Source organism: Streptomyces sp. NPDC049954 (genome assembly GCF_040656295.1).
Taxonomy (GTDB): Bacteria; Actinomycetota; Actinomycetes; order Streptomycetales; family Streptomycetaceae; genus Streptomyces.
Map to the genome: position 1 here is coordinate 427,714 of NZ_JBFALS010000005.1, position 18,904 is coordinate 446,617.

The window sequence follows — 18,904 nt, forward strand, 5'->3', positions numbered from 1 at the left end:
CTGTCCTCGTGATGGACGAGACGCAGTTCTGGGAGATCATCGACAGTTCCCGGGAGGCCGCGGACGGCGACCCCGAGGAGCAGGCCGAGCTGGTCGTGGACCGGCTGCTCCAGCTGGACCCGGACTCCGTACTGGACTTCGCACGCCATTTCGAGGTCCGGCACCGCCGGGCCTGGGACTGGGAGTTGTGGGGTGCCGCGGGCGTGATGCTGGCCGCGCCCGAGGGCGCCGACGAGGAGAGCTTCGACTACTTCCGGTGCTGGCTGATCGCCCAGGGCCGCGAGGTGTTCGAAGGTGGTCTGCAGGATCCCGACTCGCTCGCCGACCTGCTGCCCGACTTCGACGAGGAGGTCGACGGGGACGCCGGTGAGCTGGCGGACGCGGCGGAGGAGGCGTACGAGCAGCTGACCGGCGCCCCGCTGCCCGACCTCGGCCTGCCCTCCCCGGCGCCCGAACCCGAGGGGACGCCGTTCCCGCTGGGTGACGAACGGGAGCTGGCGGGCCGCTACCCGGCCCTCTGGGAGCGCTTCGGCGGCTGAGCGCCGCCGGGCGGGGCTTCCCCGGGGCCCACCGCCGCCGGGCGGGCTCTCAGCGGCCCCCGCCCTCCCTCCGGGCCGAGGTGCCGCGCCGGTCCTCCGGGTCGGGTGCGAAGACCAGGAGCGCCACGTCGTCGGTGATGTCCCCGTGGGCGTAGGCGACGAGGTCCTGCCACAGCGCGTCGGTGAAGGCGCCCGGGTCGTCGTCGCGCAGGGCGACGGCGCGTTCCAGCAGCGGGTAGAAGGTGCCGGCGCGGTCCCGGGTCTCGGTGACGCCGTCGGTCATGGCGAGCAGTTGGTCGCCGGGCTCCATCGCCACCGTGAGCGGCTTGTACTGGGCGGGGCCGACGCCCAGGCCGAGCGGCGGTCCGGGCGGCGCGGCCAGCTCGCGCGCGGTGCGTCCGGCCTGGCCCAGCAGCAGGGGCGGCGGGTGGCCGCAGGAGACGATGCGCACCTGCCCGGAGCCCTCCGGGAACTCCAGCAGCACGGCGGTCGCGAAGAGTTCGGAGTACACCTCGCCGCTGCCGCCGTACTCGACGAGCGCCTCGCGGGTCGCCGCCTCGGTGTCCACGGTGAGCCTGCGGTCGAGCTGGGCGGCCACCCCGGACAGCTCCGGCTGGTCGAGCACGGCCTCGCGGAACGCGCCGAGCAGGGCGGCGACCGTGCCGACGGCGGCGAGCCCGTGGCCCTGCACGTCGCCGACGAGGGCGCGTACGCCGTAGGGCCCGTCCCGTACGTCGAACAGGTCGCCGCCGACGAGGGTGCCGTGCTGGGCGGCGCGGTACAGGCCCGCGCAGCGCACCGGGCCCACCCGGGGCGGCAGCGGTGGCAGGACGGCGAACTGGGCGGCCTCGGCGACGGTGCGCACCGTGACGAGCTGGGCGTCCCTGCGGCTGCGCACCCAGGCGATGAGAACGCTCAGCAGCGCGACGAAGACGACGGTCAGCAGGTCGGAGCGGCCCGCGTGCCCGAGCCGGATCGCCGGGACCCACAGCAGGACCAGGACGACGCCGCCGAAGACGGCCGTGCCGAAGGCCCCGTAGGACAGGGCGGCGAGCGGCGGGATCGCGCCGATCAGGAAGCCGAGTTCGACGTGGCGGCGCACGACGATCTGGAAGATCGTGAGCGCGAGGAGCAGGAGCAGCGGGAGCCGGCGCACCCAGACGGGCGGCGGCGCGCCGCGCAGCCAGCCCGCGCTGCGGCTGTCCCTGCGGCGCAGGGCGGCGCGCGCGGCGGCCCCGAGCCGCCGTGTGCGTTCCCCGGCGCTCTCGTGCTCCTGGCCGCCGCCCGTGGAGTGGCGGGAGCTTCCCGATCCGCGCATCGGTACCGCTCCTTCCGGGCCGCTGTCCGTTCGTGTCCGCGCGCAGGTGACGCCCGGGGCGTGTCCACCTTTCTACGGGTGGCCGCCGGGCGCATGCCGAATCACTCGGCCGTGGTCAGCGTCCTGCCCATGAGGACGTCGTCGGCGTATCGGCCGTCCAGGTACATCTCCCCGGGCAGTACGCCTTCCACGACGAAGCCCTCCGACTCGTACAGCCGCCGGGCGGGCGCGTTGTGTCCGAGCACCCGCAGGGTGACGCGCCGCGCGCCCAGCTCCCGGGCGCGTGCGACGGCGGCCCGCAGCAGCGCGCGCCCCAGGCCCCGGCCGCGCGCCCGGTCGGCGACGGCCAGGCCCAGGATCGCCTGGACGTGGGCGTTGGCGGGCAGCGGGGTGGGCGGCAGCAGCCGCAGGTAGCCGGCGAGTTCCCCGTCGAGTTCGGCGATCAGGTGCTGCTCGGGCCGGGCCCGGCGGCCGTCGAAGAACGGGGCGAGGGGCTCTTCGGGGCGCGGCATGACGGCGTGCACGGTGGACCAGGTGTCGGCGTCGAGCCGGGCGAGCGCTCCGCCGTCCGCCTCGCGCCCCAGCCGCAGGGTCACCCCGGGCGGGGTCCGCACCGCGCGCAGGGCCGGCGTGGTCCGGTCCGCGCCCGGAGCGAGCTGATCGGTCGTCTGTTCGGCAGGCATGGACTCACTGTAGGGCGGCGGCGCGCGTACTCGACAGGTCCGCCGTCGCCGCGGGGCCGTCGGTACGCGTACTCGACAGGCCCGGCCGCCTGCCGTCCGGACGGCGGCGCGCGGGGCACGATACGCGCATGGAACAGCAGTCGAAGATCGCGGTGTCGGGTGCCTCGGGGCTCATCGGGCGGGCGCTGACCCGTTCCCTGCGGGCCGACGGGCACGAAGTGGTGCGTCTGGTGCGGCACGAGCCGAAGGCGCCGGACGAGGCGCGCTGGGACCCCAAGGAGCAGTACGTCGACACGGCGGCCCTGGTGGGCTGCCGGGCCGTCGTCAACCTCGCGGGCGCCGGGGTCGGCGACCACCGCTGGACGCAGGAGTACAAGCGGGAGATCCGCGACAGCCGGGTGCTGGGCACCGCCGCCCTGGCCGACGCGGTGGTCTCCCTGGACGAGCCGCCCGAGGTGTTCCTGTGCGGCAGCGCGATCGGGTACTACGGCGACACGGGCGAGCGGGCCGTGGAGGAGGAGGCCGGTCCCGGGGACGGTTTCCTGCCCGACGTGTGCGTGGAGTGGGAGGCGGCGGCCTCGGCGGCCGAGGAGGCCGGGGTGCGCACCGCCTTCGCCCGTACCGGGCTGGTGGTGGCGCGCGAGGGCGGGGCCTGGGGGCGGCTGTTCCCGCTGTTCCGCGCGGGGCTCGGCGGCCGGATGGGCGACGGGCGCCAGTTCTGGAGCTTCATCGCGCTGCACGACGAGGTCGCGGCGCTGCGGCACGTCCTCGACACGGACACCCTCACGGGCCCGGTGAACCTGACGGCGCCGACCCCGGTGACCAACCGCGAGGTGACGGCCGCGATGGGCCGCGTCCTGCACCGGCCGACGCCCTTCCCGGTGCCGGCGGCCGCGCTGAAGCTGGCGCTGGGCGAGTTCTCCTCGGACGTGCTCAGCAGTCAGCGCGTGCTGCCCACCCGGCTCCTGGAGTCCGGTTTCCGCTTCGCCTTCCCACACGTCGACGAGGCGATCGCGGCGGCGCTGGCGGGGTAGCGGCCCCCGCCCTGTCCATCGCCCGGTCCCCGGCCCGGGGGCCGAGACCCCCTCGTGCCACCCCGCGCCCCCTCCTGCGGCTACGCCCCGGCACCGCGTGCCTCCTACGCTCGGCCCCGAATCCGGGCATCCCCCGCCTCCTCGCGGGCACGCGCCCGGCAGCAACCGCCCGACACCAGGGAGGGGCCGTGCTCAGGACGGCACAGCACCGCACAGCACAGCAGGCGGACGTGGTCATCGTCGGGGCCGGGATCGCCGGTCTCGCCGCCGCACACCATCTGACCGGCGCGGGGGCGACGGTCAGCGTGCTGGAGGCCGACAGCCGGGTCGGCGGCCGGATGGCCACCGACGAGGTCGACGGCTTCCGGCTCGACCGGATCGGTCAGCTGCTCAGTACCGCGCACCCCGAACTGCGCCGCACGCCGGGCCTGGACGGGCTCGTGCTGCGCGCCTTCGCACCGGGCGTGCTGGTGCACAGCGGGGGCAGAAGGCGCCGCTTCGCCGAGGGCCGGGGCGCAAGGGGCGCACTCACCACGGCACGCGCCCTCGCGAGCGCCCCCCGTCCGCTGGACCAGGCCCGGCTGAGCGCCGCGCTGGCCCGTCTCGCCACGACGGACGACGGACGGCTCGCCCGGCGCGCGGAGACCACGGCCGCCGGAGCGGCGGCCGCCTGGGGACTGCCCGCGCGCTCCTCGGACAGCTTCCTGCACCCCCTGCTGACCGCGCTGCTCCTGGACCGGGAGCTGGGCAGCTCCTCCCGCGTCGCCGATCTCGCGCTGCGCGACTTCGCGCGGGGCCGGCTGTGCCTGCCGGAAGGCGGCTGCGGCACGCTGCCCGAACGGCTCGCCGCGGCCCTGCCGCCCGGCACGGTCCGCACCGGGGTGCACGTGACGGCCGCCTCGACCTCCGTGGTGTCCACGAAGGAGCACGGCGAGATCGGCTGCCGCGCGCTGCTCGTGGCCACCGGGGCGCGGGCCGCCGCCGAACTCCTGCCGGGCCTGCGGGTGCCGGACTTCCACCCGGTGACGGTGCTGCACCACAGCGTCCCGCAGCCGCCGCCCGTCGGCAGCTCACTGGTGCTGGACGGCGACCGCTCGGGGCCCGTCTCGCACACGGCGGTGCTCAGCGCCGTCGACCCGACGCGGGCCCCGGCGGGCCGGACCCTCGTCACCTCGACGGTGCCGGGGCGCTCCCCCGCCGGGATCGACCGCCCCGTACGCGCCCAGCTGTCCGCGCTGTACGGCGTACCGACCGAGGACTGGGAACTGCTCGCCGTGCACCACGACCCGGAGGCCGTACCGGCCATGACACCCCCGCACGACCCGCGCCGGCCGGTGCGCGTCCTGTCGGGCCTGTACGTGTGCGGGGACCACCGCGACACCGGTTCGGCGCAGGGCGCGCTGCGCTCCGCCAGGCGGGCCGCCCACGCCGTCCTGCGGGACTTCGGGATGAGCCCCTCCCACCTGCCGCACGGGCTGCCGCAGGTGGCCTGAGACGGGCGCGAGGGGGCGCGGGGCCGTACGGAGGGTTCGCCCCGCCCTCCGGCCGCCCCCGCGGCTCCTCGTGTACGCCCCCGGGCTACTGGTAGGCCGCGACCCGGTCCCGGTAGCCGCGCACCGGCGCCGCGTCCCGGTGCGGCTCCAGTCGCCGCTCGAAGTCCCGTACGTACTCCAGGGCCCGCACCGAGCGCATCTCCCCCGCCGCCTGCGCCGCCTCGGCCCCGAGCGCGCAGGCCGTGTCGAGATCGCCGAGGCCGAGCCGGGCGGTGGCCAGCACGACCCGGCAGAACAGCCGGCTGCGTGCGAAGCCCGCGTCCCGCAACTGCAGGGAGCGCTCGGCGTGCTGGGCGGCCGAACGGTACTGCTGGAGGTCGCGGTAGCAGTGGCCGAACTCGTCGGCGAGCTGTGCCTCGTCGAAGAAGCGGGCCCAGTACGGGATCTCGTCGCCGGGCCGCGAGGACTCCAGCGCCCGCTCGGCGCGCACGAGTGAGGCGGTGCACGCCCGGACCTCGCCGAGCACCCCGTGACCGCGCGCCTCGGCCGCGTGCAGCAGGGCCTGGACGACCGGGGGCGCGGTGGACCCCACGCCCTGCTGGGCCACCCGGGCGAGCTGCACCGCCTCCCGTCCGTGGCCGAGGTAGACGGCCTGCCTGCTCATCGTGACCAGGACATAGCTGCCGTACGCCCGGTCGTCGGCGGCCTGCGACAGGCGCAGCGCCTGCACGAAGTACCGCTGGGCGAGACCGTGCGCGGCGATGTCGTACGAGGTCCAGCCGGCGAGCCGGGTGAGGTCGGCGGCGGCCGCGAAGAGCTTGCGCCCGGTCTGCTCGCCGTAGACCCCGCGCAGCATGGGTTCGGCCTCGTGCTCCAGATAGCGCACGAGGGCCTGGCGCGCGTGGCCGCCGCCGTAGGCGTGGTCGAGGGTGCGGAAGAGGTCGCCCACCGAGCGCAGCGCGGCGATGTCCCCGGCCGTGACCTTCTGCCCGGGGCCCCGCTCGGTGCCCTGGCGGCCCCAGCCGGGGCCCGTGGGCAGGGCGGGGACGGCGTGGCCGCCGGGGGCCGCCGGCTGCCCGCGCAGGGCACCCGGGCGGGCCTGGGCGGGCACCCGGCCGGGATGCGCCCCCGGAGGCGTGGGCGCCGCGCCCGCCCCACCGTGGAGGGCGGTGCCCACCGGTGTCGGCTCCGGCCGGTCCCGCCGCTCTTCGGCGAGGCGGCCGACCCGGTCGTCGGGCCGGCCGATGAGCCAGTCCCGGCTGGGCACCACGAGCCCGGCCGGGGTGAACGCGATCTTGCGCAGCTCGGCGTGGCTTCCGGAGTCCTTGCGCCACAGGCCGCCGACGATGTCGACGGCCTCCTCGGGGCTCGCGGCGAACTCCAGCCCGGCGTAGACCGGGGCGCACGCGTCGAGGCCGAGGTCCTGCGCGCTGAGCCTGCGGCCGAGGCGGCGCGTGAACACCTCGGCGATCAGGGCGGGGGTGGTGCCGCGTGGCTGCTGACCGCGCAGCCAGCGCGTCACCGAGGTCTTGTCGTATCTGAGATCGAGACCGTGCTCAAGGCCCAACTGGTCGACCCGACGGGCCAGACCGGCGTTGGAGAACCCCGCCTCCGCGATGAGCGCGGCGAGCTGTCGATTGGGGGTGCGCTGAGGGAGTCGTTCCGTCATCAGCTGTGCGGTCTCCTGCCTTCCGGGCCCGGGAGCAGCCCTCCTGGAACGGCGCGAATGTAACGGGCCCCGGCGAGCGCATCACGCCCTTCGCCCCTCGTTCATCCGATCGTGTGAGGATTGCCCGGCGAACTGACGGCCGGGTCCCCGCCGTACAGTGGCCGGGTGGGCGTACAGCCCCGGGCGCGGTCCGGGCGCCCGGACACAGCAGGAGGGGCACGCACCGTGAGTGAGCTGCGATTCGTCCGTCTGGGCCTGGACCCGGACGCCGCCGAGGTCGAGTACACCGACTACCTCCAGGCCTGGGAGGAGCAGCGGCGGGTGCACGCGGCCCGGATCGCGGACGAGATCCCCGACACCTGCCTGCTCCTGGAGCACCCGCCGACGTACACGGCGGGCCGCAGGACCGAGGAGAGCGAGCGCCCGCTGGACGGCACCCCGGTCATCGACGTGGACCGGGGCGGCAAGATCACCTGGCACGGCCCGGGCCAGCTCGTGGGTTACCCGATCCTGCGGCTGCCCAGCCCGGTCGACGTGATCTCCCACGTCCGCAACCTGGAGGAGGCCCTGATCCGCACGTGCGCCGAGTTCGGCCTTCAGACCACCCGGGTCGAGGGACGCAGCGGCGTGTGGGTGCTGGGCGATCCGCTGGAGCGGCGCCCCTCCTTCGGCGGGCTGACCCTGGACCTGGACCGCACCGACCCGCTGTTCGACGCGCGGCTCGCGGGCCCCGAGTACGCGCCCTCCAACGCGGGCCAGCGCCACGAGGACCGCAAGCTCGCGGCGATCGGGGTGCGGGTCGCGCGCGGCGTCACGATGCACGGCTTCGCGCTGAACGTGCACCCGGACACGACGGGCTTCGACCGCATCGTGCCGTGCGGCATCAAGGACGCGGGCGTCGCCTCGCTCGCCCAGGAGCTGGGCTCGGACCTCACCGTGCTGGACGTCCTGCCGGTGATCGAGCGGCATCTGACGGACGTGCTGACCGGCGCGGGGGCCGCGCCGCGTACGACGACCGCCGCCTGAGCCCCGCGCCACTGGGCCGTCCGGGGGAATGCGCCTGCGAGTGCGCCGGTTGGCCACCCATGAGAGGCGTCACTTCACGGGCGTACGCTGGTACGAACCGAAGAATCGAAAGCCGCGAGGCCCAGTGGGTGTCCGGAGAGTCCTGCACCGCACCCGCGGGATCAGGACTTCACGGGGACTCCCCGCACCGCAGCAGAAAGGGGCACCGGACGTGTCCGCAGTCGCACCCGACGGGCGGAAGATGCTCCGCCTGGAGGTCCGGAACAGCCAGACCCCCATCGAGCGCAAGCCGGAGTGGATCAAGACCCGGGCCAAAATGGGCCCCGAGTACAACGAGCTGCAGAAACTCGTCAAGAGCGAGGGCCTGCACACGGTGTGCCAGGAGGCCGGCTGCCCCAACATCTACGAGTGCTGGGAGGACCGCGAGGCGACCTTCCTCATCGGTGGCGACCAGTGCACCCGGCGCTGCGACTTCTGCCAGATCGACACCGGCAAGCCGCAGGCCCTCGACCGTGACGAGCCCCGCCGGGTCGGCGAGTCGGTCGTCACGATGGACCTCAACTACGCCACCATCACCGGCGTCGCGCGCGACGACCTGGAGGACGGCGGCGCCTGGCTGTACGCCGAGACGGTCCGCCAGATCCACGCGATGACCGACGCGCGCCCGCTCGGCCGCACCAAGGTCGAGCTGCTGATCCCCGACTTCAACGCGGAGCCGGACCAGCTCGCCGAGGTCTTCTCCTCCCGCCCCGAGGTGCTCGCGCACAACGTGGAGACGGTGCCGCGCATCTTCAAGCGCATCCGCCCCGGCTTCCGCTACGAGCGCTCGCTCAAGGTCATCACCGAGGCCCGCAAGGCCGGGCTGATCGCCAAGTCGAACCTCATCCTCGGCATGGGCGAGACCCGCGAGGAGGTCAGCGAGGCGCTGAGCGACCTGCACGAGGCCGGCTGCGAGCTGATCACCATCACGCAGTACCTGCGCCCCTCCCCCCGCCACCACCCCGTGGAGCGCTGGGTCAAGCCGCAGGAGTTCGTGGAGCTGAAGGAGGAGGCCGAGGAGATCGGTTACTCCGGTGTCATGTCGGGCCCGCTGGTCCGCTCCTCGTACCGGGCCGGCCGCCTCTTCACCCAGGCGATGGAGCGGCGCGGCGAGATGGCCACGGTGCTGCCGACCGTCTGAGCGCCGGACCCTGCGGCGTGTGAACTCCCGCACAAGCGATTACCGTCCGGTAGTGCGCTGCGGCCAGGCCCCGGGGTGTGTCCTCCCAGCTGAGGACGCACCCCGGGGCCTCGTCTTCGTCCGGGCCCGCCGGGCGGCCCCGGCCCCCGCTCTTCATGGGTGTTTGACCCCTCGGTCACGCACTGGTAACACCGAGCTGTGACGCTGTCCTCACGCCGCGCTCACCGCCGTCGCGTACCGGTACCGCGTCCCCGTTGCCGCCTTCGCTCCGTGAGACCTTGCTCGATGAGATTCCGAGGGGAACCGCCATGCAGGAAGCGCCCGCCCGCGTCACCGTCCGCACCCTGCCGCCCGCTCCGTCCGTCTCCGGCGCGCTGCGCGCCGTCGAGGCCGTCCTGATGGCGGGCAGCCGGCGCACCGCGCGCCGCAACGCCTGGGACTCCGTACTGGAGGACCGCCGCCGGGCCCGCGACCGGGCCGAGACCGAGCAGGTCCTGCGAGCCGTGGCCGCCCGCACGTCGTAGGCCGCGGACAGGACACGTAAACTTCCTGTCATGGCGCGGAAGGACAACGCAGAGAGCTCTGCGAATCAGGGGCGACTGAAACAGATCGCTCTCACATACAAGATGACCCGAAGGGCCGATCCGAAGATCGGTCTCGTGATCGGGGCTGTCGGAATCGTCACCTTGGGTGTCGTTCTCGGCATCGGTTTCCTGATCGGTCACCCGGTCTACCTGGGCGTCCTCGGTCTGCTCCTCGCGTTGCTCGCGATGGCGATCGTCTTCGGGCGGCGCGCGGAGCACGCGGCGTTCTCCCAGATGGAGGGCCAGCCGGGTGCGGCGGCCGCGGTGCTCGACCAGATGAAGCGCGGCTGGACGACGACGACGGCGGTCGCGATGAACCGCAGTCAGGACGTCGTGCACCGCGCGGTCGGCAAGGCCGGCATCGTGCTGGTCGCCGAGGGCAACCCGAACCGGGTGAAGAGCCTGCTGGCCTCCGAGAAGCGGCGGATGGCCCGCGTGGTCGCCGACGTCCCCGTGCACGACGTGATCGTCGGCAACGGGGAGGGCCAGGTGCCACTCAAGAAGGTGCGCACGACGCTGCTCAAGTACCCGCGCGTGCTCACCGGCCCGCAGGTGACGCAGACCAACGACCGGCTGCGCGCCATGGGCGACCTGATGAAGAACATGCCGCTCCCGAAGGGCCCGATGCCCAAGGGGATGCGGATGCCGCGCGGCGGGCCCAAGACGCGCTGAGAGCCGGCCCCACCGCCGCCCGCCGACCGGGCCGCGCTGTCCGCCGAGCCACTCGCAGGACCGCAGGGATACGCCGAGGGGCGGGACCGGAGAACCGGTCCCGCCCCTCGGCGTATCGCGTCCGTACGGGTGGCGGGCGCCCCCACCCGGGATCTTCGCCCGACGGTCGTTGGGCCGTGGCCGGAGTGGTCAGACCCGGACCTGCACGGCGCGGGCGAGGCGGTCGTGCAGTCCGCGCGAGTCGCGGTCCCAGATGAGCGCGGGCACCGCGACGCACAGCAGGACACCGCGCAGCACGCTGCGCAGGACACCGAGCCGCCCGCCGTCCAGGGACACGACCCGGAGCCGGAAGAGCGCCTTCCCCGGAGTGCAGCCGACCGTGGAGACGGTCAGCAGACTCAGGACGAGGAAGACGAGCAGGGCCCAGTTGCCGGTCGCCTGCTGGTCACCGCGCGAGATCAGGCCGTATGCGATGAGCATGCACAGCGCCCAGTCGACGATCAGGGCGCCGAACCGCCGGCCGAGCGGGGCGATGGAGCCGGGCCCCTCCTCGGGCAGGCCGAGCCGCTGTCCGCGGTAGCCGAAGTCGACGCCCATCTGTTCGGCCGCCGCACGCGGCCCCGAGAGCCACGATCCGATTGCTTCCCTGTTGTCCACGTCCACCACGGTACTGCGCGCCGCTGTGGCCCCGGCGCGGAGGTCGGCGCACTGTGGAGGGGAGGGCACCTGCATGAGGTCGGTCACGACCGGGGCGGTTAACTTCAGCGAAACAAATGGGTCACGCTTGAGAAATCCCCCGTCCCTATGGTCGGCTCCACCGTGTGCCACCGCACTGGCTCACGCAAAAGAGCTGAAAACCCCCGCCCCTCCCCGGGTGGGAGGAGGAGGAGTTGGATGTTCCAGAACGCCGACGACGCACAGAAGTACATCGCCGACGAGGACGTCAAGTTCGTCGATGTCCGGTTCTGCGACCTGCCGGGTGTGATGCAGCACTTCACGGTGCCGGCCAAGGCGTTCGACCCGGCGGAGGAGCTGGCCTTCGACGGTTCGTCGATCCGCGGCTTCCAGGCCATCCACGAGTCGGACATGGCGCTGCGCGCGGACCTGTCGACCGCCCGGGTCGACCCTTTCCGCCGTGACAAGACGCTGAACATCAACTTCTTCATCCACGACCCGATCACCGGCGAGCAGTACAGCCGTGACCCGCGCAACGTGGCCAAGAAGGCCGAGGCGTACCTCGCCTCCACCGGCATCGCCGACACCGCGTACTTCGGCCCCGAGGCCGAGTTCTACGTGTTCGACAGCGTCCGCTTCGAGACCACGGCGAACCGCTCGGTGTACGAGATCGACTCCGAGGCCGGTGCCTGGAACACGGGCTCCGAGGTGAACAACCGCGGCTACAAGGTCCGCTACAAGGGCGGCTACTTCCCGGCCCCGCCGGTCGACCACTTCGCCGACCTGCGCGCCGAGATCTCCCTGGAGCTGGAGAGCGCCGGCCTGGAGGTCGAGCGCCAGCACCACGAGGTGGGCACCGCCGGCCAGGCCGAGATCAACTACAAGTTCAACACGCTGCTCGCCGCGGCCGACGACCTGATGCTCTTCAAGTACATCGTGAAGAACGTCGCCTGGCGCAACAACAAGACGGCCACCTTCATGCCGAAGCCGATCTTCGGCGACAACGGCTCGGGCATGCACGTCCACCAGTCGCTGTGGACGGGCGGCACGCCGCTCTTCTACGACGAGCAGGGCTACGCGGGCCTCTCGGACATGGCCCGCTACTACATCGGCGGCATCCTCAAGCACGCCCCCTCGCTGCTGGCCTTCACCAACCCGACGGTGAACTCCTACCACCGCCTGGTCCCCGGCTTCGAGGCCCCGGTCAACCTGGTCTACTCGCAGCGCAACCGTTCCGCCGCGATGCGTATCCCGATCACCGGCTCGAACCCGAAGGCCAAGCGCGTGGAGTTCCGCGCCCCCGACCCGTCCTCCAACCCGTACCTGGCCTTCTCGGCCCTCCTCCTCGCGGGCCTGGACGGCGTCAAGAACAAGATCGAGCCGGCCGAGCCGATCGACAAGGACCTCTACGAGCTGGCCCCCGAGGAGCACGCGGGCGTCGCCCAGGTCCCGACCTCCCTCCCGGCCGTCCTCAACGCCCTGGAGGACGACAACGAGTACCTGCAGGCCGGCGGCGTCTTCACCTCCGACCTGATCGAGACCTGGATCGACTACAAGCGCACCGCCGAAATCGCCCCGATCCAGCTCCGCCCGCACCCGCACGAGTTCGAGCTGTACTTCGACCTCTAAGCCGCACGCCGGGGGTACCTGGGCAAATACGTCGGGCACAGGGGTTGACCTGCTAAGAGACTACTCGTCAGGTCTCGTTGTTTCCGCTCGCTTTTCACCCCGTCGTGCACCGTGCGTGCACCCCGCCCGGACATAGCTGACCGCTCGTCAGCAACAGTGGGGCCGCCACCCCGGAAGGGGGTGGCGGCCCCACTTAGTTCGTGGCTCCTCACCTCAGCGCCGGCCTGTTCGAGCTGACTCGCAGCAACGGGTGATTTCAGATGCGCTCGACCAACGTCTGTTTGCCCTACACCATCGCGCTGGAGGCGACATGGTGCCGACACCCGGGGTGTGCTACCTCGCGACGGAGTACGCGACCGGGTGGCACGGTGGCCGAATTGATTCACTCGGCCTGAACGAGAACGGCTCGCCGGTCGTAGTGGAACACGAGGACGGGATCGACGCCGGCGTCTTGTCGCAGGAGCAGGTCCTCTATCTCAATTGAGGGGGGGGGATCACCCACCAAGACTTCGACGTTCTCGTGCGTGAGCACCTCGTTGAGGCGACGGTCGGCTTGCAGCGGCGCCGAGGGCCTGTCCGTTTCCGAGACCGGTGCCGCCTCGTGCCGGTCCCTGTCCGTCGGGTTCTCGGGCGCCCTCGCCCGGGAACCCGACGGGCCGCCCCCGCCCTCCCGGACGGGGGCTCCGTTCGTCCGGCCGTAGGACGGTCGTACGGTATAGCTTGCTCGGCCGGTGGCCGTGTCCCGTCCGCTGGCGGCGCCGCCTCCGAGGGAGGTTTCGTACGGCGTTGACCGTCGGCGGCGCTGACGTGCAGCACGGCGGCGATCCAGTCCATGGCGAGCACCGGGTGGTACAGGGTCCAGGCGGGGCTGTCTGGTCGTTCGCGGACGGCTCAGGTGGCGTCCGCGTGCGCTCCGGCTGCATGGACGTGACCGGCGTGACGGAGGACGGTGTGCCAAGCGTCGGCCTCGACGACCGTCGCTCGGGTGGTGCGCCTTGTTCTTCACTTTCCTGGGTCAGCGGACAGCGTGGCTGTCCGGCCTCCTCCCTGTGTCCTCCGCCTGTGGTCACCGGACGGAGGAGAGGTATCGGCAAGTGACCGGCCCGGTCGAAGTGACCGGAGCAGCGGTCGTCCCGGGAGAAGGTGACCGGCCAGGCTGGGAGCCTGGCCGGTCACCGGGCCCCATCCCGGTCGGCGTGTCCGCTGCGGGACTGTCCGGGCTGGTTCTCCAGGGCGTACACCGGTCGGTCTAGCGGTCATTGGGCAGTGTGAGGTCGCGCTCCCGAATCGCGTCCGCCACGACCTCGGGTAGGGGGGATCGCGGACGGTCCTCCGCCATTGGCGGCCCCCGCAGAACTGTCCGCCGTCCCGGCCTCCTTGGTCAGGCAGAGGCCCGTATCCGTCCCGGCAGAGGCTCCGGTCGTCCGTCACTCGTTCGTGGCGGACAGCCCCAGCAGGAGCGGTTGTCCGCCGCCGGGTGGAGCGGCTGGCATGTCACTTCGGTCGCTGTCCTCCGCGTCGGCAGTCACCGCCTCGTGCGCAGCATCCGTCCCCCGCTCCTCCACCGGCTCGGACACTCGACTGGCCATCAGGGAAAGATCTCCGGGCCGATCTGGTGCGACACGCGGCGTCGGCCTGCGGGTTCTGGTCGCTGAGGCGCCGGTGGAGGAAGTGGGCGGGGCGGAGGCTCACTGGGGGGTTTTGATCCCTGGCGCGGGGGCGGCGGCGGAGGATGCGCTGGGCCTGTGAAGGGCGAGGGTGCGGTTCAGGCCGCGCGGCGCCATCAGCTCACCGAAGGCACGCCGGCTTAGCTCGACGAGCGAGGCTTCGCAGGACGGCCCCTGCGTCGGACCCGACCTCCCGGGAAGGGCAGCTCCAGGACAAGGCGTGGGGTGATCAGTTCGTACTCGCATCGAATCGAGGAAGCGAGGAAGGGCGTGGCGCTCGCCGACGCCAGCGGGCAGGATCTGCCGCATGAGGATTCTCCTGCTCGGCGGCACGTGGTTCTTGGGCAAGGCGGTCGCGGTGGCGGCGCTCGAACGGGGCTGGGAGGTCACGACCTTCACGCGCGGGAAGTCCGGTCCTGCGCCGCTCGGTGCGCGGGCGGAGCACGGGGACCGCACGGTCCCCGAGGACCTGTCGCGCCTTGCCCGCAGTGGTGAGTGGGACGCGGTCATCGACACGTCGGCGTCCGCGCTCGCGCCGCGAGACGTGCTGGCCGGCGCCTCCCGGCTGGAGCCCGTGGCAGGACGCTACGTGTACGTCTCGACGGTCAACGCCTACCGGGGTTGGCCGAACGAGCCGCTGTCGGAGTCCTCCGAACTCCTCGACGGCCCGCCGGATGCAGACATCAATTACGGTCAGCTGACAGTGCATTGGGACGGTCCGGACTGGTACTACGGGCGTCAGAAGGCGGGCGCCGAGCGTGCCGCCCTGGCCGCCTTCGGCGAGGAACGCACGTCGATCCTGCGGCCCGGCGTGATCCTCGGACCGCAGGAATACGTGGGCCGTCTGCCGTGGTGGTTGCGCCGTGCGCAGAAGGGCGGCACCATCCTCGCGCCCGGGAGCCGCGTCCAGCCGATCCAGCCCGTCGACGTCCGCGACGTTGCCGAATTCGCGCTGGACCAGGTCACTGCCGCGCGTGGAGACGCCTTCAACGTGACCGCCCCGCTCGGACACGCGACGATGGAGGACTTCCTCGAAGCGTGCCTTCGCGTCACGGGCGTTCAGGGCCAGCTCGTGTGGACGCCCGATGATCTCCTGCTGGAGTTCGAGGTGGCGCAGTGGACGGAGCTTCCGCTCTGGCGAACGAACAAGGGTGCTTGGGCGGTTGATTCCAAGAAGGCCCACGATGCCGGACTCCGCAGTCGTCCGATCGCGGACACGGTGGCGGCGACCTGGGAGTGGCTGGAGTCCGGCGGGATGCCGGTGGAGCACCCCAGGTGGGCCGAACACGGCATCGACCCGGCGACGGAGGACGAGATCTTGCAGGCGCTCGCCCGGCGCTCAGTTTCCTAGGACAAGCGGGGCGCTGGAGCCGAGGAGCCGTGATGTTGCCGCCGACGTGAACTCTTCGATCTCCTCGCCGAGGTGAGCAGCGAGCTGTGCGTGCACGACGTCGGGGTGGCACAGCTCGGTGCGCATGGCGGACAGCCGTTCCAGCGTCCCCTTGCCGCGCCACTGCGCGGGTACCTTGAAGACCGGCTTCAGCGCCTCGTGGGCGCCGTCGAGTTCACGGCGGATGAGCCGTGCGCGGGCGAGGTCGACGCGGGCCTGAGTCGTGACCAGGATGGGTCCGTCGGTCTCGGCGTTGAGGAGGGCGAGCGCGCGCTCGGCTTCCGCCTCCGCCCGGTTCGAATCGCGCAGCAGCAGGTGTGTGGTGGCGTTGCTCATCGCCACACGGGCTTCAGGGAAGCCGAATTCGCCCGCCACGTCGTCGTGCAGCTCGTCGCGGGTCCCGGTCGAGGTGTCGATCGCCTGCTGGATCGCGTGTTCGGCAAGCTCGCGCTGTCCGAGGTGCCCGTACGCTCGTCCCTCGATCACGGCCAGGCGAATGCGCGCGGTGTCCCCGAGCCCGCCGAACTGCTTCGCCGTGTTGATCAGGCGGACCGCCTCGGCGGGCCGGCCGTCCCAGAAGGCCAGGAAGGCGAGAGCGCCGTGCGCGTACGCCTGGAGCGGGCCGTGCTCGATCACCTGCCCGTAAAGGGCCGCCGTGCGCGACAGGGAGACGGCGGACGGGAGACTCCCGAGGTCGAAGGTGATCGCGGACAGGAGCGAGGCGGCCTGCCCTGCGGCGAGATATCCGCGTGTGCGTTGCCGAGGAACCTGGGTCCGCTCCAGCAACGACTGTGCGACGTGCAGCAGTTCCTGCGCACGGCGGTACACGTCGAGGGGGGCCGTGCGGCTGTACTCCTGCGCGAGCCTGACGATGTCGTCATTGAGCTGGTCGAGGGTCATGTCGGGGACGCTCAGGGAGGCGGCCTCCCCGGCGTGTGCAGCGGCGTCGCGAGCGGTCATGAGGATGTCACTTTCGTTGAGCGCGGGCACGGGCGCTCCGAACGGCGTCACCGGTGTCGCGTCCGGGGGCCCGAGTAGCTGCCGGGCCGGGAAGCCGAGCAGGGACTCCAAGATCAGCGGGGCGGGATGGTTGGGCAGACTGCGTACGCGGCCCGAGGTCCACCTGCGGAAGGTCTGTTCCTCGACCGTCGCCGTTTGTAGTGCCCGGTCTCCGGTGGCGGCCAGGTCGGCTGCGGCCTGCTCGTAGGCCCGTTGGAAGAGGGCGTACGTCCACCCGCGCTGTTGCACGAGTAACTGAAGAAGCGTTCGTGCCTGCATGGCAGATCAGTCCCCTCGTTGAACTGTCCCTTCCATATTGCCCACTTGCACAGCCGAGGGCGATGTCGGAAGTGGATCTAGTACCCCCATGACACCTCGATGACATGCCATGTCACTCCTTGGCGTCGATGTAGTACCCACCGTGACATGGCGATCCGTACCGGCCCGGGCGAAGGTTGACCCCCCGCTGCGGCCGGGTCGATATCCGGGGTCGGCCGCAGCGGCTCCACCCACGAGGTAACCCCACATCACGGTGCTGGAGAGGGTATGGCTATCGCGGCGCAGCACGACGTGAGACTCCACGAAGAGGAACTGAGCGTGGAGCCGGCACGGTTTGCGGGAGCCCGGCGCACCGTCGACGCCGTCTTGCGCAGGTGGGGGTACGGACAGGGCTTACGCAGTTCCGCGCTCCTGTGCGTGGCCGAACTCCTGGCCAACGTCGTCCAGCACGCCGACTGCCCGAAGTGCACGCTGCGCGTTGAGTCCTCGCCGTCCTGCGTGCGCATTGTCGTCAGCGACGGCAGCAGCGTCATGCCGCAGGTGCGGGAACCGGACTGGTTTGCGGAGAGCGGCAGGGGAATCTGGCTGGTCAGCGAGACGGCCGACCTCTGGGGTGCGACGCCTCGGAAGGACGGGGCCGGCAAGGACGTCTGGCTGGAGTTCCGCAGCGCGGAGGCGGCAGCGTGAAGACGATCCCTTCGCCGACTACTCGAACGGTGCCGAGCACCGACGCGGTGAGGAGCGTCCTCGACGGCCTCGTGGCGTCGTTCCTCGACGACGAGACGTTCTACGACGACTTGAACCTGTGTCTCGAAGGCGCCCAGCCTCCGATGGGAGTGGCGGGAGCCCGTCGGCGCGGGCCGCGTCGCCGAGCCCCCGAAGCCCTCGCGCTGAGCGAGGAGTTGCGCTTGCTGGCCCGGGTGCGGCGTGCTCTCACCCGGCTCGTGCGCATCGCACGTCAGAAGTCCGAACTCAGCCCGCTCACCGCGCCTTCGCCCCTCCTCGTCGAACGTGCCGAAACGCTGCTGGCCGAAGACGACGGGACCGGGGCGGCCCGTGTGCAGGGGCGCTTGCGGATGCTCGGGGCCGTCGCCCTGGACCTCATCGAGTTGCTCGCCACGGTCGAGGAGGACGAGACGTGAAAAGTCCCCCGCTTCTCCCCCTCTGCGAGCGACCCCTCGTTGTGTTGAGCCTCCGGTCCCCTCCCGGCGCGCCCCGCGCCCGCGAGGTCGTGCTCGCACACGGCCCCCGGGGAGGACCCCAGCCCCTCGCAGTCGTCGCTTCGGCGAACCCTTCGGAGACACGGTGAAGAATCACGATGAGGCGGCATGCGGCCGTCAACTGTACTGTTGCCACGCTAGTTTGACCGGCGCCCGCGTTCCTGTGCAGCCGCTGGAAGACGCTGTCCTGGCGAGACCCGAGGCGGCCGTCACCTGGGTTCGTGAAGCCGCCCGCGCGGTGCCCGGGGACCTGGATACCCCCGAATTCCACGCCGTGTGGGCCTGGTTGGGCAACCGCCCGGGCATGTGGCGGGCGGTCAACTCGGTCGGGGCCGGCGCGCAGTACGGCTTCTCCGTCGTCGGGGAATCGGGCCGCTGGACCTGGACCGTCAACCCCGTCATTGATCTGCCCCTTCTTACGCGCTGTGGCTCCCGTCCGGCCGCCGCTTTGACGACGTCGCGGGTGGGGGCGCCATGACAGCCGGGGCCACCCAACCCAGCACAGGCACTCACCCAGCCGCCGATACGACATTTCACCGCGGCGCGTCGGGGAGAGGCCCGCCAAGGACCCTGGCCCGGCGCTCGCCGAGGCAGGTCTGCACCATCCAACGCATCCGCCATGGAGGAACAAATGTCTCTGAAGACCAACAGCGCCACCAACTTCAGTGGTGCCGAAGCGCAGTCGCAGGACGCGCGATCGATGGCCCCGGAGGGCTTCGAGCTGGACGTGACCCTGCTGGAGGTGACCGACTCGGCGAGCCTGGTCAACCTCACCAACGACGGGTGCGGGAGCACCTGCGGCGCCTGCACCACCGGCGTCGTCTGACCGGCGTCTTCCTCCCGGTTG

The 18,904-nt window shown here is 72.1% G+C and carries 18 protein-coding genes; 13 read left to right on the forward strand and 5 right to left on the reverse strand.

Annotated elements, in window-relative coordinates:
* Positions 1-11: 11 nt before the first annotated feature.
* Entirely contained in the window at positions 12-539 is a 528-nt protein-coding gene (locus AB0J21_RS13805) for a DUF4240 domain-containing protein (RefSeq protein WP_363146099.1), read from the forward strand.
* A 49-nt stretch (positions 540-588) separates the two neighbouring features.
* On the opposite strand, the gene AB0J21_RS13810 is transcribed toward AB0J21_RS13805, so the two are convergent.
* The gene (locus tag AB0J21_RS13810) at positions 589-1,722 is read right to left on the reverse strand and encodes a PP2C family protein-serine/threonine phosphatase (RefSeq protein WP_363146253.1); all 1,134 of its coding nucleotides are present in this window, start codon (positions 1,720-1,722) and stop codon (positions 589-591) included.
* Between the two features lie 236 nt (positions 1,723-1,958).
* A complete protein-coding gene (locus AB0J21_RS13815) occupies positions 1,959-2,540 on the reverse strand; it encodes a GNAT family N-acetyltransferase (RefSeq protein WP_363146100.1) in 582 nt (193 codons plus the stop codon).
* Positions 2,541-2,668: 128 nt separating this feature from the next.
* Between AB0J21_RS13815 and AB0J21_RS13820 the strand changes: the two genes are divergently transcribed.
* Entirely contained in the window at positions 2,669-3,574 is a 906-nt protein-coding gene (locus AB0J21_RS13820; RefSeq protein WP_363146101.1) for a TIGR01777 family oxidoreductase, read from the forward strand.
* Positions 3,575-3,702: 128 nt separating this feature from the next.
* Positions 3,703-5,067 (forward strand): NAD(P)/FAD-dependent oxidoreductase, encoded by a 1,365-nt coding sequence (locus AB0J21_RS13825; RefSeq protein ID WP_363146254.1) that lies wholly within the window; start codon positions 3,703-3,705, stop codon positions 5,065-5,067.
* 85 nt (positions 5,068-5,152) lie between these two features.
* Here the strand turns inward: AB0J21_RS13825 and AB0J21_RS13830 are convergent, their stop codons facing one another.
* Complete coding sequence (locus tag AB0J21_RS13830; protein WP_363146102.1) at positions 5,153-6,736, reverse strand: regulator; 1,584 nt, start codon at positions 6,734-6,736, stop codon at positions 5,153-5,155.
* Between the two features lie 225 nt (positions 6,737-6,961).
* Here AB0J21_RS13830 and lipB point away from each other — a divergent pair, with 225 nt between their 5' ends.
* The 4 genes from lipB (at position 6,962) to AB0J21_RS13850 (ending at position 10,198) form a co-directional block, all read left to right on the forward strand.
* On the forward strand, positions 6,962-7,762 hold the full coding sequence (lipB, locus tag AB0J21_RS13835) for a lipoyl(octanoyl) transferase LipB (protein WP_363146103.1): 801 nt from the start codon (positions 6,962-6,964) through the stop codon (positions 7,760-7,762).
* A 211-nt stretch (positions 7,763-7,973) separates the two neighbouring features.
* On the forward strand, positions 7,974-8,942 hold the full coding sequence (lipA, locus tag AB0J21_RS13840; RefSeq protein WP_363146104.1) for a lipoyl synthase: 969 nt from the start codon (positions 7,974-7,976) through the stop codon (positions 8,940-8,942).
* A 308-nt stretch (positions 8,943-9,250) separates the two neighbouring features.
* Positions 9,251-9,466: a hypothetical protein gene (locus AB0J21_RS13845; protein ID WP_363146105.1), complete on the forward strand. Its 216-nt coding sequence runs from the start codon at positions 9,251-9,253 to the stop codon at positions 9,464-9,466.
* 30 nt (positions 9,467-9,496) lie between these two features.
* A complete protein-coding gene (locus tag AB0J21_RS13850; RefSeq protein ID WP_363146106.1) occupies positions 9,497-10,198 on the forward strand; it encodes a DUF4191 domain-containing protein in 702 nt (233 codons plus the stop codon).
* A gap of 189 nt (positions 10,199-10,387) precedes the next feature.
* On the opposite strand, the gene AB0J21_RS13855 is transcribed toward AB0J21_RS13850, so the two are convergent.
* Entirely contained in the window at positions 10,388-10,855 is a 468-nt protein-coding gene (locus tag AB0J21_RS13855; protein ID WP_363146107.1) for an RDD family protein, read from the reverse strand.
* 237 nt (positions 10,856-11,092) lie between these two features.
* On the opposite strand from AB0J21_RS13855, the gene glnA reads away from it, so the two are divergent.
* The 3 genes from glnA (at position 11,093) to AB0J21_RS13870 (ending at position 15,520) form a co-directional block, all read left to right on the forward strand.
* Entirely contained in the window at positions 11,093-12,502 is a 1,410-nt protein-coding gene (gene glnA, locus AB0J21_RS13860; protein ID WP_363146108.1) for a type I glutamate--ammonia ligase, read from the forward strand.
* Positions 12,503-12,812: 310 nt separating this feature from the next.
* On the forward strand, positions 12,813-12,986 hold the full coding sequence (locus AB0J21_RS13865; protein WP_363146109.1) for a hypothetical protein: 174 nt from the start codon (positions 12,813-12,815) through the stop codon (positions 12,984-12,986).
* Between the two features lie 1,490 nt (positions 12,987-14,476).
* Positions 14,477-15,520: an NAD-dependent epimerase/dehydratase family protein gene (locus AB0J21_RS13870; protein WP_363146110.1), complete on the forward strand. Its 1,044-nt coding sequence runs from the start codon at positions 14,477-14,479 to the stop codon at positions 15,518-15,520.
* Here the strand turns inward: AB0J21_RS13870 and AB0J21_RS13875 are convergent.
* Positions 15,509-16,807, reverse strand: coding sequence for a hypothetical protein (locus AB0J21_RS13875; RefSeq protein ID WP_363146111.1), 1,299 nt, complete (start codon positions 16,805-16,807; stop codon positions 15,509-15,511). The two genes, AB0J21_RS13870 and AB0J21_RS13875, sit on opposite strands and share 12 nt — an antisense overlap.
* 297 nt (positions 16,808-17,104) lie before the next feature.
* Here AB0J21_RS13875 and AB0J21_RS13880 point away from each other — a divergent pair, with 297 nt between their 5' ends.
* The 3 genes from AB0J21_RS13880 to AB0J21_RS13890 all read left to right on the forward strand — a co-directional run bounded on the left by AB0J21_RS13880 (position 17,105) and on the right by AB0J21_RS13890 (position 18,883).
* Positions 17,105-17,524, forward strand: a complete 420-nt coding sequence (locus AB0J21_RS13880) for an ATP-binding protein (RefSeq protein ID WP_363146113.1) — start codon at positions 17,105-17,107, stop codon at positions 17,522-17,524.
* A gap of 29 nt (positions 17,525-17,553) precedes the next feature.
* A complete protein-coding gene (locus AB0J21_RS13885; RefSeq protein WP_363146114.1) occupies positions 17,554-17,979 on the forward strand; it encodes a hypothetical protein in 426 nt (141 codons plus the stop codon).
* Between the two features lie 709 nt (positions 17,980-18,688).
* A complete protein-coding gene (locus tag AB0J21_RS13890; protein ID WP_363146115.1) occupies positions 18,689-18,883 on the forward strand; it encodes an FxLD family lanthipeptide in 195 nt (64 codons plus the stop codon).
* The last annotated feature ends 21 nt before the right edge of the window (positions 18,884-18,904 follow it).

Coding starts and splice junctions, on each gene's coding strand:
- AB0J21_RS13805 (WP_363146099.1), top strand. CDS start 12: ATGGACGAGACGCAGTTCTGGGAGATCATCGACAGTTCCCGGGAGGCC.
- AB0J21_RS13815 (WP_363146100.1), bottom strand. CDS start 2,540: ATGCCTGCCGAACAGACGACCGATCAGCTCGCTCCGGGCGCGGACCGG.
- AB0J21_RS13820 (WP_363146101.1), top strand. CDS start 2,669: ATGGAACAGCAGTCGAAGATCGCGGTGTCGGGTGCCTCGGGGCTCATC.
- AB0J21_RS13830 (WP_363146102.1), bottom strand. CDS start 6,736: ATGACGGAACGACTCCCTCAGCGCACCCCCAATCGACAGCTCGCCGCG.
- AB0J21_RS13845 (WP_363146105.1), top strand. CDS start 9,251: ATGCAGGAAGCGCCCGCCCGCGTCACCGTCCGCACCCTGCCGCCCGCT.
- AB0J21_RS13850 (WP_363146106.1), top strand. CDS start 9,497: ATGGCGCGGAAGGACAACGCAGAGAGCTCTGCGAATCAGGGGCGACTG.
- glnA (WP_363146108.1), top strand. CDS start 11,093: ATGTTCCAGAACGCCGACGACGCACAGAAGTACATCGCCGACGAGGAC.
- AB0J21_RS13865 (WP_363146109.1), top strand. CDS start 12,813: ATGGTGCCGACACCCGGGGTGTGCTACCTCGCGACGGAGTACGCGACC.
- AB0J21_RS13870 (WP_363146110.1), top strand. CDS start 14,477: ATGAGGATTCTCCTGCTCGGCGGCACGTGGTTCTTGGGCAAGGCGGTC.
- AB0J21_RS13880 (WP_363146113.1), top strand. CDS start 17,105: ATGGCTATCGCGGCGCAGCACGACGTGAGACTCCACGAAGAGGAACTG.
- AB0J21_RS13890 (WP_363146115.1), top strand. CDS start 18,689: ATGTCTCTGAAGACCAACAGCGCCACCAACTTCAGTGGTGCCGAAGCG.